Consider the following 15,347-nt stretch of genomic DNA (forward strand, 5'->3'; position numbering starts at 1 on the left):
CCGATGACGGTTGCTGAAGCCTGGGGCCAGGATCTCGAACTCATTCTCGACGCGGCGCGCCAGGCCGGTGACATCGCTCACGGATTTTTCGGCCGCTCGCCTGAAGTCTGGTGGAAGAACGAGGGCAAGTCGCCGGTCAGCGCCGCCGACTTCGCCGCCAACGACCGGCTGCAGAGCCTGCTCCTGATGGCCCGGCCGAACTACGGCTGGCTTTCCGAGGAAACTGACGACGATGTCGCCCGGCTCAGCTGCGAAACGCTCTTCGTCGTCGATCCGATCGATGGCACCCGCGCCTTCATCAACGGCGAGAGGACCTGGTGCGTCTCGGTCGCCGTCGTGCATCGCGGCCAGCCGGTGGCCGGTGTTCTTGTGGCACCGGCGCTCGACGAGGAGTTTTGCGCGGTGAAGGATGGCCCGGCGCTGAAGAACGGCCGGCCGATTTCCGTCACCGCCGGCCGCAGCAATGGCGAACTGGTCATTGCGGCCGACGAAAACCTCGTCAAGAAATTCGAGCCGGAGTTCCGCGACGAAGTCCGCCGGGTGCGGCATGTACCGTCGCTCGCCTACCGGCTCGCCATGATCGCCGATGGCAGCATTGACGGCACCGTCGTCAAGCGTGCCTCTCACGACTGGGATCTGGCCGCTGCCGACCTCATCCTCGAACGGGCAGGCGGTCGCCTCACTGATCTTGCGGGTAACCGGCTTGTCTACAATCGCGAGACCGTCAGCCACGAAATGCTGGCCGCCGGTGCCGAACATGCGCTCCACAGCCTTTTACCCCAGCTCGCGAGGCTCGCTCCGGGTTGACCTTTCCATGGGAATGCAGCAGAGGAAGAGCCGGGGGAGCTGGAACGGACGGAATATCGGACAATGACGGAAACGGGCGAAAAGAAACAACTTCTGCACCTGGTCTTCGGTGGCGAACTGCAGAGCCTGGAAGGCCTTCAATTCAAGGACCTTTCGGCGCTTGATATCGTCGGCATCTATCCGGACTACGCAAGCGCGCTGATCGCCTGGCGGGGCAAGGCGCAGCAGACGGTCGACAACGCCCATATGCGGTATTTCATCGTCCATATGCACCGTCTGCTCGATCCTGATACTAAGTCGGCTTGAGATAAGCCTCGCGTTTTACAATGTGCTCGCAATGCTGGTCCCTTGCCTGGTATCGATCCCGGGGACCCTTTTTTGACGCATTTGTAAAACACAAAAAACTGGGTTACGGATGAGCAATCGGAGGGTCTATCACATTGATGGCGGCCATCACGCATCGGGGGCAAACACGGTGAGCAAAATTTCTGCGCGCCTGGCTCTCGTTGGTTACCGGGTGGCCGGTATTTCCCTTTATCCCCTGGTCGGCCCTTACCTTGCCTATCGCGCCATGAAGGGCAAGGAAGACAGGACCCGCAAGCTGGAACGGCTCGGTTATGCAAGCCTTGCCCGCCCTCGTGGCCCGCTCATCTGGGTGCACGCGGCAAGCGTCGGGGAAACCATCGCCATCATGCCGATGATCCGCGAACTGCGGCGCCGCGAGATCCACATCCTTCTGACGACGGGCACCGTCACCTCCGCAAATCTCGTCCGGTCGCGGCTGGCTGACGAGGTGATCCACCAATACGTGCCGCTCGACCTGAAATTTCCGATCAAGCGGTTCATCGCCTACTGGAAGCCGGATGCCTGCATCACGGCGGAATCCGAGATCTGGCCGACCACCATCGCCGAACTCGCCCGCCGCCGCATTCCGCAGATCCGCGTCAATGCCCGCATCTCCGACCGGTCCTTCGATCGCTGGCGCAACCGCAGCTCGATCGCCGAAGCCATCTTCGGCAAGATGGCTCTGGTGGTCGCTCAGTCGGATCTGGATGCCGAGCGCTTCCGCGATCTCGGCGCCTGGCCTGTCATCGCATCCGGCAACCTGAAGAGCGATACCGATCCGCCGCCCTGCGATGAGGCGGTGCTGGCAAGTTATCGCAAGCAGATCGGCAGCCGCCGGACCTGGGCTGCGATCTCGACTTTCGACGGCGAGGAAAAGGCGGCGGCGACCGTCCACAAGGCGCTGAAACCGAAGAACGGACAGCTGACCATTCTCGTGCCGCGCCACCCCGATCGCGCCGACGCGGTCGAAGAGATGCTGAAGGAAACGGGCCTGACCGTGGCGCGCCGCTCGCGCAACGATGTTGTGACGCCGGAGACCGACGTTTTTCTCGGCGACTCGATCGGCGAAATGGGGCTTTACCTGCGTTTGACCGAAATCGCCTTCGTCGGCAGGTCGCTGACGAACGAGGGCGGGCAGAACCCCCTGGAGCCGGCCATGCTCGGCTGCGCCGTGCTTTCCGGCCCGCATGTCCAGAATTTCCGCGACGCGTACCAGCATCTGGTGCGCAAGGGCGGTGCTCGCATCGTCAAGGACGTGGAGATGCTGGCAAAGGCAGTCCACTACCTGATGATCAACGATCTCGCTCGCGTGAAGATGATCGATTCCGGCCATGACGCGATGGACGAGATGCGCGGTGCGCTGTCGAAGACGATCAAGGCGCTGGAGCCCTATGTCAATCCGCTGACGGTCAGCGCCAGGCTGCAGCCGAAAGCCGCCGCCGTTCGATGACCCCGGAAAAGCTCGCACACATCGCCGGCATCCTGTTCGACAAGGACGGCACGTTGTTGCTCTATGACGAGAGCTGGGGACCGGTGAACCGCGAGGCTGCCCGCATCGCTTCCGCCGGCGACGCCGAACTCGAACCGCAGCTTCTGTTTTCCGGCGGCATGGACCCAGTATCCGGCCACACCCGTCCGGACAGCCTGCTGGCCGCCGGCAACGCCGCCGAGATCGCCGCGGGATTTGTCGCCGCCGGTTCGCCGCTCGAGGTGGGTGAGCTCACCCGGCTGCTCGACGACCTTTTCATCCGCTCGGCTGAATTTTCCGTGGCCGTCACCGATCTGGCGGCACTGTTTGCCAAGCTCAAAGCGCGGGGCTTCAAGCTCGGCATCGCCTCCAGCGACAACGAGCAGGCGATCCGCCAGACCGCCATCCGCTTCGGCATCATCGATCATGTCGATTTCATCGCCGGCTACGACAGCGGTCACGGCGTGAAGCCGGAACCCGGTATGGTGCTCGGCTTCTGCCGCGCCACCGGGCTCGATCCCGCCGAGGTCGCCATGGTCGGCGACAACAATCACGACATGCATATGGGTGCGAGTGCGGGCGTCGGCCTGAAGGTCGCGGTGCTGACCGGCACCGGCTCCCGCGAAACGCTGTCGGCATCGGCGGATATCTGCCTTGCCGATATTACCGCGCTCATGGACCTTCTGCCGGAAAAGCTTCACGCCTGAACCGGGCTTTGGTTTCAAAGACTTGCCTTTTTTCCAAAACTGCCATTTTGTTCGCGGGCTGTTTCAGGACGGATCAGCCGGAGTTTGGGTATGGTATCGGAAGCACCGCCATTCTGGTGGACGAAAGCGGATTGGCGTGCCTGGGGCCTTGCCCCCGTTTCGTTTGTTTATGGCCGTATCGCCGGTCGCCGCATGGCCAAAGCCAGGCGCGCCAGCATTAGCGTGCCGGTCATCTGCGTCGGCAATTTCACGGTCGGCGGCGCCGGCAAGACCCCGACCGCCATCACCCTTGCACGCGCCGCTAAAGAAAAAGGCCTGAAGCCCGGTTTCCTCAGCCGCGGTTACGGCGGTTCGCTTGATGTCACCACCGTGGTCGATCCCGAGCATCACTGGGCAGAGGCCGTGGGCGACGAGGCGCTCTTGCTCTGCCGCGAGACGCTGACGGTGATTTCCCACACCCGCGTCGAGGGGGCTCATCGACTGGTCGCCGAAGGCGCCGACCTGATCATCATGGACGACGGTTTCCAGAGCGCCCGCCTGGCGCTGGATTTCGCCCTCGTCGTTATCGACACGGTGCGCGGCATCGGCAACGGCCATCTCGTACCGGGCGGGCCGGTGAGGGCGCCGATATCCGAGCAGATGCGTCAGCTCTCGGCGATCCTCAAGGTCGGCAACGGCGAGGCGGCCGACCAGCTGGTGCGCCAGGCTGCCCGCGCCGGCAAGCAGATCTATGTCGCGGCGCTGAAGCCGCGCGAAAATCGCGACATCGCCGGCAAGGCGCTCTTCGCCTTCGCCGGCATCGCCGATCCGGAAAAATTCTATCGCACCGTCAGAGAAGTTGGCGGGTTGGTCATGGAAAAGCGCGACTTCCCCGATCATCACTATTTTACCGAGGACGAAATCTCGGACCTCCTGGATGGCGCCGCCAAGGACAAACTGACGCTCGTCACCACCGCCAAGGATGCGGTGCGGCTGCAGGGACATCACGGGCGCATGGAGGAACTGGCGGAAAAGGTAAGCGTGGTCGAGGTCGACATGGCGTTCGACGATCCGCAGGCACCGGGCAAGATCATCGATACGGCGATCGCCAATTTCCGAGAGCGACGGATTAGGGAAGGGAATGCGAGGAAGGCGTGATAGCAGAAGCCCTCTTCCAGTTCTGCACTGACACTTATTGTCGTCTGCCGCATCATCCTCATACTTCAGAGCGAAACTAGCTTATTCCTCGACTCCGTAGCACGATGTTCGGAATTAAGGGGGGCGATTTACAGTCTTTGCCCCGCGGGACTACGTCAATCTTGTCGCCAGCTTTTAGACCATCCTCAGGTAGACCAAGGCGGACCTTAGCAACGCAGGTTTCGACCGAATTGCCCTCCCTCATCTCGAACTGAATCTCGCCATAAACGAGATCGCTTGCCTTATGTTTGGCCCTCCACTTTTCGGTCCAAACCCGCACTATCGTCGCCTCGGAATGAGGATAGTGTTCGACCTGCCAAATCTGCCACATATTCCAGGGAATCATGACTGCAAATACCAACGCAGTACCGACAATGAGGAATGCTATCTTCATTCCGAAATGACGCCAATGAGATGAATAGTCCAAGACCTGCCTCAGATTGAACTGTTCGATATTTTTCGCGATTAACATTTCACGAGGTGGTGAGACGGGATGGGCAATGAGTTTAGCCGCGGCTCTGGTTGGGCAGAATGCCGGCGCGCTTGTCGGCTTCCAGCGAGGAGGCGCAATCGACATAGGGCTCCTGCCGGGCGACGCTCCAGTACCGCAATTCGTCGATCGGAATCTGCGCCCCTGTCATGGCGCATATCACGTAAGAGCCGGCGGTCAGGATCTGGTAATCGCCATCGAGATACCGGATCTTCGCTTCGCGGAATCCGCTTCCCTCGAACCGGTTCATCTGTCGTCTCCTGCGGAAAAACATGGCGCCTGCTCTACCCCGATTGAACCTGAATTGCCAGCTTTTTCAGCTTCGGCCGAAGAGCCGCTCGATGTCGGAAAGCTTGAGTTCGATATAGGTGGGCCGGCCGTGGTTACAGGTACCGGAGCCGGGCGTGGCTTCCATTTCGCGCAACAACGCGTTCATCTCCTCGGGCCTCAGCCGTCGGCCGGAACGCACCGAACCGTGGCAGGCCATGGTGGCGGCGACATATTCGAGCTTGCCGCGCAGGCCACCGGCGGTGTTCCATTCGGCGATCTCGTCGGCGAGGTCCCGGACCATCGAGGCCGCATCGACTTCGCCGAGCATGGCGGGCGTCTCGCGCACCGCGACAGCGCCGGGACCGAAACGTTCGATCGCCAGGCCCAGCCGGTCGAGTTCCGTCGCGTTCGCCATCAGCCGGTCGCAATCCTCTTCCGGCAGGTCGATGATCTCCGGGATCAGGAGGACCTGGCTCGCCAGCCGCTTGTTGTCGAGCGCCTTGCGCATCGCCTCGAACACCAGCCGTTCATGCGCGGCGTGCTGGTCGACGATGACAAGCCCGTCTTCGGTCTGGGCCACGATGTAGTTCTCGTGAACCTGCGCGCGGGCGGCACCCAGGCGGTATCGCGGCACGGCTTCGCCAGCGGTCCTCGGAGCGGGCTCCGCGATCACCGTATCGGCACGGGCTGTCGGCATGGTCAACACGTCGAAGCCGGATTGCGCCTGTTCGGCAAAGCCGTTGGCCGGCTGCGGATGGAGCGGCCTGAACGGCGAAGCGGCTGCCGCCCAGGGGGTGCGCGGCGCGGCGTTAGCCGGCTGGAAGCCGGGTCGGAAGGCGCGCATCATGCCCGACGTTCCGGTTGTCGCCGCCCGGTCGCCCTCGCGATGCAACGCCTCGCGGATCGCCCCGACGATGAGGCCCCGCACCAGGCCGGGATCGCGAAACCGCACGTCCGACTTCGCCGGATGCACGTTGACGTCCACCAGCGCCGGATCGATCTTGATCGACAGGACCGCCACGGGATAGCGACCGGAGGGAACGCTTTCCGCATAGGCGCCGCGCAGGGCCGACAGGATCAGCTTGTCCTGTACCGGCCGGCCGTTCACGAAGGCATATTGATGCGCCGAATTTCCACGGTGAAAGGTCGGCACGCCGACGAAGCCGGAAAGCCCGACATCTTCCCGCATCGCATCGATCTCGATCGCATTGTCGCGGAAATCGGCGCCGAGAATCTGCGCCATGCGGGAAAGATGGTCGTCGCCGGTCGCCGGGAATTCGAGCATCGTGCGGTCGGACCCGGACAGCACGAAGCGGATATGCGGGAAGGCGATCGCCATGCGCTTGACCACTTCGGTGATCGCGCCGGCCTCGGCCTTCTCGGTCTTCAAGAATTTCAGCCGCGCCGGCGTCGCAAAGAAGATGTCGCGCACCTCGACGACCGTGCCCGTATTGGCCGGCGCCGGCTTCACGCCGGACATCTTGCCGCCGATCACCGCCACCTGCGATCCTTCCGAATGACCGTTGCGGCGGCTGGTGATGGTGAGCTTCGCCACCGAACCGATCGAGGGCAGGGCCTCGCCGCGGAAGCCGAGCGTGCGGATGTCGTCGAGCGTCTCGGATATTTTCGATGTGCAGTGTCGCCGCACCGCAAGATCGAGATCGGCCGCATCCATGCCGGAGCCGTTGTCGGTAATGCGGATCAGGCTTTTGCCACCGCCGGCGGTGGCGATCTCGATGCGGGTCGCGCCGGCATCGATGGCGTTTTCGATCAGTTCCTTCGCGGCGCTGGCAGGCCTTTCGATGACTTCGCCGGCAGCGATCTGGTTGATCAGGGTCTCGGGGAGCTGTTTAACGGACATGCGCCATTTTCCCGGATTCGGCGCCGGAAGGAAAGCCCGGATCGCACCTTTCCTAACCGATTGAAATGAACTTTAAGGTTGATGCACGGCCGTTCATTAATCCAGCTTTAAGATAAACGAGATAATTTGTTCCGTATTAAAACTTGGATGAAACCGGGGAGGCGCCAGCTTCCCGCGTGTGACCGGGATGGCGGCCAGCTGGGCACCGTCATGCGAGCCCTGATCACCCGTTGAGGACTTGGAGCCAGCATGTTCCCACGCCGACAAGACGAAAACTAGAAGGAATAACGCCGAGAGGCGAATATCGGCATTACGGCCCGGCCTTTGTCCGGTCCGAAAAAGCATACGGGGAGTTCCATCCTATGAATGATTTGGCGTCGGCGGACGCAAACATTCAAGCTGTCATGCTCGAAGTGATTTCCGAGGGCATTTCGGGCGGCGTATTTGTCTATGACAAGAATGACCTGATCGTCTTTGCGAGCCAGCAATTGCTGACCCTCCTGCCGGTTCCGAAGAGCTTTCTGACGCCCGGCACACGCCTTCGGGATTTCCTCGGGGCTGTCTACGATGGCGGCGGACGCTTCCTGACCGATGCTTCCGGTCCGCGTCGGATGCTGAGCCGTGAGGACTGGATCGCCGAACAGATCGCCACTCTCTGGAAGGAACGGGCCGAGTCGCAGGAACGCCGCGGCACCGACCGCTGGGTGAGCTTCACCAAGCGCCGCCTGTCATCCGGTTACGGTGTCTGCGTCGTCAGGGATATCTCGGATCACAAGAAACGCGAGGAGCAGTGGCGCGCCGACATGGAACGGGTGCAGATCACCGAAGAGGTGCTCGACAACCTGCCGTTCCCGATTACCGTCAAGGACAGCAGCCTGACCTTCGTCGCCGTCAACAAGATGGCCGCGCGCTTCCTCGATCTGCCGCCCGAAGCAATTCTCGGTCACAAGGGATCCGATGTTCATCCGCCGCAGGTGGAGCAGCGCCTGGACCGCATCAATCGCGGGGTCCTCGATCTTGGCGAGCCCCAGCAGATGTCCGAACTGGTGATCCGGCCGGACGGCTCGCAGGCCGTCATCATCGCCAACAAATACCGTATCGGAAAGCCGGGCCGTTATTACCTTGTCACCGCCATGGAAGACATTACCGGACTGGTCGCGACCGATGAAGACGGCGAGGAGATCAAGCCGCGCATGAGCCGGGGCGGATTGATCGCCACTTCGCTGGCTCGGCAGGAGCGCGACGTGCCAGTGAAGGCGGTTGCGCCCGACACGACCCATCTCTCCAACCGCAAGGTTCTTGTCGCCTCCAGCGATCCGAGGACGAGCGCCGAGGCGCTGGAAATTCTCGATGATCTGGGGTTCGACACCTCTTCCGTTTCAGACGGTGAGGAACTGGAGCTCTTCCTGCAACTGGCAAAGGAAGCCAGCATCGCAATCGATCTCGTCATCGTGGACACACTGGCGGACAAGGCTTGCCTCGAAATCGTCCAGCGACACCGCATTCCCGCCTTGGCGATCAACGGGGTCCGGGTGAAGCGGGAACTGGCCGCCGGCGTCACTCGCCAGTTCAGCCAGCCTGCCGCAAACGAGACTGCGCGCGACGAAGACGCCTGGATTGCCTCGCAAGCCGGCGAAAGCGCCGGCATCGATATTCTGGTTGCCGAAGACAACGAGGTGAACCAGATCGTCTTCTCGCAAATCCTCGAGGGTTTGGGTTATCGTTATGCGATCGCCGCCGATGGCGAAGAAGCGGTGCGGCTCTGGCAGGAGCGGTCGCCGCGGCTGATCCTGATGGATATCACCCTTCCAAAGCTCAGCGGCTTCGATGCGAGCGTGCGTATACGGAACCTGGAGACGGTCGACAACTCCATTCCGATCATCGGCGTCCTTCCCCAGGCCTTCGAACGCGACCGTGACCAGTGTTTCGCCTCCGGCATGAACGAGGTGATCCTCAAGCCGATTAGCCCCGAGGCGCTGGAAGCCGTCTTCCAGACGTTTCTCGGCATATCTGCAAAGCAATCGTATGCTTAACCGATTAATCAATCCGTTCATGTAAGTTAAGCTCGGGCCATTATTTTTTAATCTTTTTCCCGCATCCTGCGCCGGTCTGTGAAGCGCAACGGGATTATTCATGAAGTCGGCGGGAAACCCATTGCCGCAGGTCAGCCAGAATGAACTGCAGGCAATGGCCTACAGTGACGCCCTGACGGGACTTGGAAATCGATACCGTCTGCGTGACAAGGTGCGCCTGCTGGCTGCCGAGCGGGCCCAGGATCCTGCACCCTTTACCATCTGCATTGCCAATCTCGACGGCTTCAAGCCGATCAACGATCTGTTCGGCGCCGAAGCGGGCGACGAGATCCTCTGCCAGGTCGCTCATCGCCTGAAAGCCTGCATTCCGGACGGCGCGACCGTTACCCGCCATGACGGCGACGAGTTTGCCTTCATCCTGCCTCTGGTCTTCGAGCGCGTCGGCGCCGAACGTATCGGCCAGATGATCAAGGACGTCCTGTCCGCCCCCTACGATCTCGGCGACCGCAACGTCCGGCTATCGGCCTCCTTCGGCTTTGCGATCTATCCCTTCGCCGGCGCGGATTTCGAGGAACTGCTGAAAAGCGCAGAAACCGCGCTCTACCGCTCGAAACGCCGCGGCCGGGGACAGATCACGGTCTACTCCCGCGAAATCGCCCAGGAGATGAAGCGGGCGACACAGCTGGAACAGGCGCTTCGCAACGCCATCATCGCCGATGCCGTGGATGTCCACTTTCAGCCGATCGTGCGCATCAGCGATGGCGCAGTGGTCGGTTTCGAGGCGCTGGCGCGATGGATCGATGCCGATCTCGGCTTCGTTTCGCCCGCGGTTTTTGTGCCCCTTGCCGAAGAGCGCGGTTTTATTGACGCGCTTTCTGAAACGTTACTGCACAAGGCTGCCGAGGCTGCACTCTCCTGGCCGCGCGAGCTTTTCCTCTCCTTCAACCTCTCTTCAGCGCAGCTGATGGACCCCGGCACGACCGAGACCATTCTCGCCACCCTCGCGCGCGTCGGCCTCGATCCTCATCGCCTGGAACTGGAAATTACCGAAACGGCGGTGATGACCTCGGCCGATACGGCGCAGCGCATCATCACCGACCTGCGCCAGCAAGGCGTGCGCATCTCTCTCGACGATTTCGGCACGGGCCAGTCGAGCCTCGGGCGGCTGCGGGACTTCACCTTCGACAAGGTGAAGATCGACCGCGCGTTCGTCTCGCGCATCACCACGGACCGCGCGTCGGAACACATCGTCAAGGCGATCATCGCCATGTGCGACGGGCTCAACCTGGCTGTGGTCGCGGAAGGCATCGAGGAAAAAGCCGATGCGGACAAGCTTAACGAGCTCGGCTGCGCGATGGGACAGGGCTATTATTACGGCAGACCGGCTGACAGCGCTGTCACCCTGCGCTACCTCCAGGAACACTACCGCGACTTCATGACCATCGAGCGGGCCTGACCGAGGCCTGGTTTGCGTTCAGTACCTGTAAAAAGGGGCGGCACTTTCGGTACCGCCCCGTTTCGTGGTGACGACGGGTCACCCGTTCCGGACCCTTGACTGATCGAGCGCTTATTTGCTCGGGGCAGCCGGTGTCGTCGACGGGTTAGTAGCGCCGCCTGCAGGCATCGAGGTGCCGGTGGAGGACGTGGTCGTCCGGTCGGTTTCTGCCTGCTTGTCTGCCAGGCTCTTGAATTCCGGAGCGGCCTGAAGGGCTTCTGCCGTTTCCGTGGTGGACAGACGGACTTCGTTGTTGTTTTCCGCATCACGCGTCATGGTGATCTTGTCCATCGGCAGAGCGATTTCCTTCTCGCCGATGCCGAGGAAGCCGCCGACGCCGACCACGGCTGCAACGATGCCGCCGCTTTCTTCAAGAATGAGGTCGTTGACGTCGCCGATGCTCTTGTCTTCTGCGTTGTAGACCGACTTGCCGATATAGTCGTTGGCGCTGATCTGGTTTTCAGCCTGCTCGGTGAGGTAGCTGCCGGAAGCGGCGGCCGTGTCGGTGCCGGTCTTCGGAGCCGGCGTTGCGGCGCTGTCAGCCGGTTTTGCAGCCGGATCTGTCGGAGCGGCAGGGGTTGCCGGAGCCGGGGAGGCCGGCGGCGTCGGCTGGGTCTGGGCATATGCCGGTGCAATGGCGGTGGACGCCAAAAGAACAACGGCTGCCATCGTGCTAAGGGTTTTCTTCATAACGAACCTACCTTCCTCTGCTCAAAATTATCTCTGAACACGCGGCCCTCCGCTACGGAGCTCTCCGACCGCGCTGGTTCGAGAGGAAAATGTTATGAGGACGGATTGGTTCCGACTAAGATTGCCGAAATTTTAGGCGTTTGAGCTGGAACTTTTTCGCGTTTTGCTTGTTTGAAGCGCTCTTTGCGTCCTTTAGAGGCGATAGGCTGACTCCGGATCGCATTGGATGGAAACGGTGATTTCGAACAGCGAGCCGGCAAAGGGGTCGGCAGCGCGAGCGGCCTCGTCCAGTCCCTCCCGCGCCGACGTCACGGCCAACCGGTCCTTGCCGACGAAGGCGGGGCAGGTGGTCTGTTTTGCCGGCACCAGGTGACGCGACAGATGCCGGCCGTCAGCCGAATAATGATCGACAGCACCCTCGCCCCAGCGGGCGTTCCAGATCGTTCCGTCGCTGGCGCAGATCGACCCGTCTATGCCGCCCGGCTTGCCGTTCTCGTCGACTAGAAGTTCGGCTTCGCCGTTTGGCAAGCCTGTCGCCGGGTCGAGGGATACCCGCATCAGCCGGTTGATGCGGGTGTCTGCATAATAACCGATCGCCCCGTCGGGCGAGAAGCAGATCGAGTTGGGGATGCTGATGCGGTCGAACAGCTTCGTCACCTCACCCTGACGGACATGATAGATAGCGCCGGCGCCGTCCTCGGCTTTTCGTCCCATGGTTCCGATCCAGAGGCTGCCGGAGGGATGGACCCTGCCGTCGTTCGAACGGTTGCCCGGCTTTTCCGGCTCCAGTTCGAGATAGGGGGACAGCGCGCCGGTCGCGCGGTCACGGATGAACATCCCCTTGTCGCTCGCGATCATCTGTCGGGCGGCATCGATCGAGGCAAGCGCGCTGCCCATCACCGGCAATGCATGAACGATCTCCCGCCCGGTCGGCAGGTGCAATTCGTGCAATCCCTTGCCGAGAATGTCGAACCACCAGAGCGTCTCCGTTTCCGATTCGAAGGAAGGGCCTTCTCCAAGTTGGCACAGGGAGGAGGAAAGGACACGGCCTTCGAAAGCGTGTGTGGTCGCCATGTGAAATCTCCAATTGCATATCGAGGTGATCGATTAGTATCATCGACGGGAGAGAGTCGGCAAACTCGCCGCATAGGTGATTTGATCCCCAACAATTATCTCCTGACAAACGGCTGGAGGCATGCAAAAGGTTTGCAAATCCGAGTAGATGTCATCATTGTCGAAAGTTGACAATTGATGTCGTGATATTCGGAATTGATAGTAGCCACAAATTTAGCATCTAATTAAAATCTGAAATAGCAGCCTCCACCACGCAGGCACGTTCGGCGGGAGCTATCCGGGCAAATCCGGAGAGCCTTTTCCGTTCCACGGGTCGGAGGCGGGCAATGCGAATATAAAGGACCGGATTGGGCGGATGTATGGGAAACACCAGGAATCGCTCGACGCCAACCGGCGGACAGAGAAGCAGATGATGGCCAATACCGAGAAAGCAGAAGAAGCTCGTGTCTTTGGCGGAAGTGTCGGAGAAATCGCGGATCTCAAGACACAGTTCGACGTGTTCCGGTTCATGAAGCGGGTAACCGAGCATTATGGCTGCCGCACGTTCATGGTTCTCAACCTGCCCCACGCCACGTCGCTCGAATTGTCCAACAACACGGTCATTACCAACTGGCCCGCGGAACTGCTGTCTCTTTTCGACCGCGAAGGCATGATGCAGACCAGCCCCGTACTTCGGCGGCTGCGCGCCTCCACGATCCCGTTCACCTTCGATCTCGAAACGGTGCCGCCCGAGCGCCAGGGACCGGCCATCCGCGGCATGTTCGGGAGGTTCAATCTTGTCCGCGGCGCTTATTTCCCGGTCCATGACATGTCCGGCAGCCGCGGTGCCGTTTCCTTCGCAGGCGATGGCCTGCCGTTCACGCACCAGCAGATGATGGAGCTGATGTACATCTCCATCCACGTCTTCGAGCGCCTGGCGGAGATCCGCAACCTCGATGTCCGCACCACGGACGTGCTGACCGATCGTGAGATCGACTGCCTCAACTGGACGGCCGCCGGCAAGACCAGCGCGGAAATCGCAGAGATCCTCGGCCTCTCCGAACACACGGTCAATCACTACCTGAACCGTGCGGCCAAGAAGCTGGATACGGTCAACCGCACCCAGGCGGTCGCCAAGGCGCTCAGAATCGGTTTGATCAAGTAGCCAATAAAATGCTGCGGCGCACAAAATTTCACCACTGCTCAAGCATTGACCGGTCACGAAATGCCCCTTCCATCAAGGGATGTTGCGCTGCAGCAGGGCTTTCGGCCAGAAGTGGTTGAAAAAGCTCATCAATAGGAAGTATCTTCCCGTCTGGCATGTTTCGTGCTTCTGTAGGGGCAGGTCCAGAGGGGACTGCAAGCGCCCCAAGAGGCGTGACAAGAAAAGCTGCCGTTCGATCAGTGCGCCACATGGCTGCCGATCGAACGGCGGTTTATCTTGCTTGCCCCCGGCAATGCCGAACTCCTATATATCTGCGAACGCGACATCCCGTTCTGAGGGATCGGTGTCGCATCAGGCATTCGGGAGTTTTGAAATCATGGCCGACGTGACGAAAGAGGAAGTGCTGGCGGTTCTCGCCAAGGTGCGCGGGCCGGACCTCGAAGGCGATATCGTCTCGCGCGGCATGGTCTCGGACGTCTTCATCTCCGACAACAAGGTCTATTTCTCGATTACCGTCCCGGCAGCGCGGGCGAACGAACTGGAGCCGCTGCGCGTGGCAGCGGAACGTACCGTCAAGGCCATGCCGGGCGTCAAGGGCGCGCTGGTGACGCTGACGGCGGACCGCAAGGCCGGGTCCGCTCCGCCGCCGCGCCCGCAGCCTGCCGCACCGGCTGCTCATTCGCATTCGCACGGGCACGCCCATGATCACGGGCACAGCCATCCGCCCCAAGGCCAGCAGCCGGGCCAGCCGCCGCAGCGGGAAAAGCCTGGTGTGCCGGGCGTCGGCGCCATCATCGCGGTGGCATCCGGCAAGGGCGGCGTCGGCAAGTCGACGACGGCGGTCAATCTCGCGCTCGGGCTCCAGGCGAACGGCCTGCGGGTCGGCATTCTCGATGCCGATATCTACGGCCCGTCTGTGCCGCGCCTCCTGAAGATCACCGGCCGTCCGCAGCAGATCGAAAACCGCATCATCAAGCCGATGGAGAATTACGGCCTGAAGGCCATGTCGATGGGTTTCCTCGTCGATGAGGAGACCGCGATGATCTGGCGCGGACCGATGGTCCAGTCAGCGTTGCTGCAGATGCTGCGCGAAGTCGCCTGGGGTGACCTCGACGTGCTCGTCGTCGACATGCCGCCGGGCACCGGCGACGTGCAGCTCACCATGGCCCAGCAGGTGCCGTTGGCCGGCGCGGTGATCGTTTCGACGCCGCAGGACCTGGCGCTTCTCGATGCGCGCAAGGGGATCGCCATGTTCCGCAAGGTCGAAGTGCCGCTGCTCGGCATCGTCGAGAACATGAGCTATTTCCTCGCTCCCGATACCGGCAAGCGTTACGACATCTTCGGCCATGGCGGCGCGAGAAGCGAGGCGGAGCGGATCGGCGTACCGTTCCTCGGCGAGGTTCCGCTGACGATCGACATCCGCGAACGGTCCGATGCGGGCACGCCCGTCGTCGCCTCCGATCCCGAAGGAGCCTCGGCGAAAATCTACCGCGAGATTGCCGCCAGGGTCTGGGCCGAGCTCGGTGGCCTTACTCCCCGACCGGCGCCTGCAATCGTTTTCGAATAAGAATTCGCATATATGTTCCTCACCATTTCGGAATACCTCCCTCGCGCCGATGGGCAGTCACTTTGGCGGCCGTTCCCGCTCAAGGCTTTGATGTAGACCGCGAATCACCTTGTTGCCGAAGCCCCCTTGAACATATTCGGCGCGGGAGTCATGTTGCGGCGCCCACTAGGAGGTTTATACGGCTCTTGATTTTGACTATGGCTGTCTCTATAGGCCCGTC

Annotated in this window: 13 protein-coding genes; 9 read left to right on the forward strand and 4 right to left on the reverse strand. The window is 61.5% G+C overall.

Going from position 1 to position 15,347, the window contains the following annotated elements; genetic code table 11:
- Positions 1–3 precede the first annotated feature (3 nt).
- The 5 genes from C5J22_RS15965 (at position 4) to lpxK (ending at position 4,464) form a co-directional block, all read left to right on the forward strand.
- Positions 4–807: a 3'(2'),5'-bisphosphate nucleotidase CysQ gene (locus tag C5J22_RS15965; RefSeq protein ID WP_105439013.1), complete on the forward strand. Its 804-nt coding sequence runs from the start codon at positions 4–6 to the stop codon at positions 805–807.
- 63 nt (positions 808–870) lie between these two features.
- Positions 871–1,113 (forward strand): DUF4170 domain-containing protein, encoded by a 243-nt coding sequence (locus C5J22_RS15970; protein ID WP_046630968.1) that lies wholly within the window; start codon positions 871–873, stop codon positions 1,111–1,113.
- 169 nt (positions 1,114–1,282) lie between these two features.
- Positions 1,283–2,602 carry a lipid IV(A) 3-deoxy-D-manno-octulosonic acid transferase gene (gene waaA, locus C5J22_RS15975; protein ID WP_105439014.1) on the forward strand — a complete coding sequence of 440 codons (1,320 nt, stop codon included), beginning with the start codon at positions 1,283–1,285 and terminating at the stop codon, positions 2,600–2,602.
- Positions 2,599–3,327, forward strand: a complete 729-nt coding sequence (locus C5J22_RS15980; protein ID WP_105439015.1) for an HAD family hydrolase — start codon at positions 2,599–2,601, stop codon at positions 3,325–3,327. The genes waaA and C5J22_RS15980 overlap by 4 nt, the downstream gene beginning before the upstream one ends.
- A gap of 90 nt (positions 3,328–3,417) precedes the next feature.
- On the forward strand, positions 3,418–4,464 hold the full coding sequence (lpxK, locus tag C5J22_RS15985; RefSeq protein WP_105439016.1) for a tetraacyldisaccharide 4'-kinase: 1,047 nt from the start codon (positions 3,418–3,420) through the stop codon (positions 4,462–4,464).
- Between the two features lie 545 nt (positions 4,465–5,009).
- On the opposite strand, the gene C5J22_RS15995 is transcribed toward lpxK, so the two are convergent.
- Together C5J22_RS15995 and mutL are read right to left on the reverse strand one after the other, a co-directional pair.
- The gene (locus tag C5J22_RS15995; RefSeq protein ID WP_046630976.1) at positions 5,010–5,243 is read right to left on the reverse strand and encodes a DUF2093 domain-containing protein; all 234 of its coding nucleotides are present in this window, start codon (positions 5,241–5,243) and stop codon (positions 5,010–5,012) included.
- Positions 5,244–5,309: 66 nt separating this feature from the next.
- Positions 5,310–7,124, reverse strand: a complete 1,815-nt coding sequence (gene mutL / locus C5J22_RS16000) for a DNA mismatch repair endonuclease MutL (protein ID WP_105439018.1) — start codon at positions 7,122–7,124, stop codon at positions 5,310–5,312.
- 362 nt (positions 7,125–7,486) lie between these two features.
- On the opposite strand from mutL, the gene C5J22_RS16010 reads away from it, so the two are divergent.
- Together C5J22_RS16010 and C5J22_RS16015 are read left to right on the forward strand one after the other, a co-directional pair.
- Entirely contained in the window at positions 7,487–9,157 is a 1,671-nt protein-coding gene (locus C5J22_RS16010; protein WP_105439020.1) for a response regulator, read from the forward strand.
- Between the two features lie 100 nt (positions 9,158–9,257).
- On the forward strand, positions 9,258–10,613 hold the full coding sequence (locus C5J22_RS16015) for a bifunctional diguanylate cyclase/phosphodiesterase (RefSeq protein WP_105402064.1): 1,356 nt from the start codon (positions 9,258–9,260) through the stop codon (positions 10,611–10,613).
- A gap of 111 nt (positions 10,614–10,724) precedes the next feature.
- Here the strand turns inward: C5J22_RS16015 and C5J22_RS16020 are convergent, their stop codons facing one another.
- Both C5J22_RS16020 and C5J22_RS16025 read right to left on the reverse strand, forming a co-directional pair.
- Positions 10,725–11,342, reverse strand: coding sequence for a PRC-barrel domain-containing protein (locus C5J22_RS16020; protein WP_105439021.1), 618 nt, complete (start codon positions 11,340–11,342; stop codon positions 10,725–10,727).
- 192 nt (positions 11,343–11,534) lie between these two features.
- Positions 11,535–12,416, reverse strand: coding sequence for an SMP-30/gluconolactonase/LRE family protein (locus C5J22_RS16025; RefSeq protein ID WP_105439022.1), 882 nt, complete (start codon positions 12,414–12,416; stop codon positions 11,535–11,537).
- Between the two features lie 412 nt (positions 12,417–12,828).
- Between C5J22_RS16025 and C5J22_RS16030 the strand changes: the two genes are divergently transcribed.
- A complete protein-coding gene (locus C5J22_RS16030; RefSeq protein ID WP_105439198.1) occupies positions 12,829–13,560 on the forward strand; it encodes a LuxR family transcriptional regulator in 732 nt (243 codons plus the stop codon).
- A gap of 376 nt (positions 13,561–13,936) precedes the next feature.
- Complete coding sequence (gene apbC, locus C5J22_RS16035) at positions 13,937–15,127, forward strand: iron-sulfur cluster carrier protein ApbC (RefSeq protein ID WP_105402061.1); 1,191 nt, start codon at positions 13,937–13,939, stop codon at positions 15,125–15,127.
- Positions 15,128–15,347: the final 220 nt, after the last annotated feature.

Origin of the sequence: Neorhizobium sp. T25_13 (genome assembly GCF_002968675.1) — a bacterium.
Taxonomy (GTDB): domain Bacteria; phylum Pseudomonadota; class Alphaproteobacteria; order Rhizobiales; family Rhizobiaceae; genus Neorhizobium; species Neorhizobium tomejilense.

Excerpts from the sequence above, each read along its gene's own strand:
- C5J22_RS16020 (WP_105439021.1), bottom strand. The coding sequence starts at position 11,342 with ATGAAGAAAACCCTTAGCACGATGGCAGCCGTTGTTCTTTTGGCGTCC.
- mutL (WP_105439018.1), bottom strand. The coding sequence starts at position 7,124 with ATGTCCGTTAAACAGCTCCCCGAGACCCTGATCAACCAGATCGCTGCC.
- C5J22_RS16015 (WP_105402064.1), top strand. The coding sequence starts at position 9,258 with ATGAAGTCGGCGGGAAACCCATTGCCGCAGGTCAGCCAGAATGAACTG.
- C5J22_RS15965 (WP_105439013.1), top strand. The coding sequence starts at position 4 with ATGACGGTTGCTGAAGCCTGGGGCCAGGATCTCGAACTCATTCTCGAC.
- C5J22_RS16010 (WP_105439020.1), top strand. The coding sequence starts at position 7,487 with ATGAATGATTTGGCGTCGGCGGACGCAAACATTCAAGCTGTCATGCTC.
- apbC (WP_105402061.1), top strand. The coding sequence starts at position 13,937 with ATGGCCGACGTGACGAAAGAGGAAGTGCTGGCGGTTCTCGCCAAGGTG.
- C5J22_RS15995 (WP_046630976.1), bottom strand. The coding sequence starts at position 5,243 with ATGAACCGGTTCGAGGGAAGCGGATTCCGCGAAGCGAAGATCCGGTAT.
- C5J22_RS15980 (WP_105439015.1), top strand. The coding sequence starts at position 2,599 with ATGACCCCGGAAAAGCTCGCACACATCGCCGGCATCCTGTTCGACAAG.
- lpxK (WP_105439016.1), top strand. The coding sequence starts at position 3,418 with ATGGTATCGGAAGCACCGCCATTCTGGTGGACGAAAGCGGATTGGCGT.
- C5J22_RS15970 (WP_046630968.1), top strand. The coding sequence starts at position 871 with ATGACGGAAACGGGCGAAAAGAAACAACTTCTGCACCTGGTCTTCGGT.
- C5J22_RS16030 (WP_105439198.1), top strand. The coding sequence starts at position 12,829 with ATGGCCAATACCGAGAAAGCAGAAGAAGCTCGTGTCTTTGGCGGAAGT.
- C5J22_RS16025 (WP_105439022.1), bottom strand. The coding sequence starts at position 12,416 with ATGGCGACCACACACGCTTTCGAAGGCCGTGTCCTTTCCTCCTCCCTG.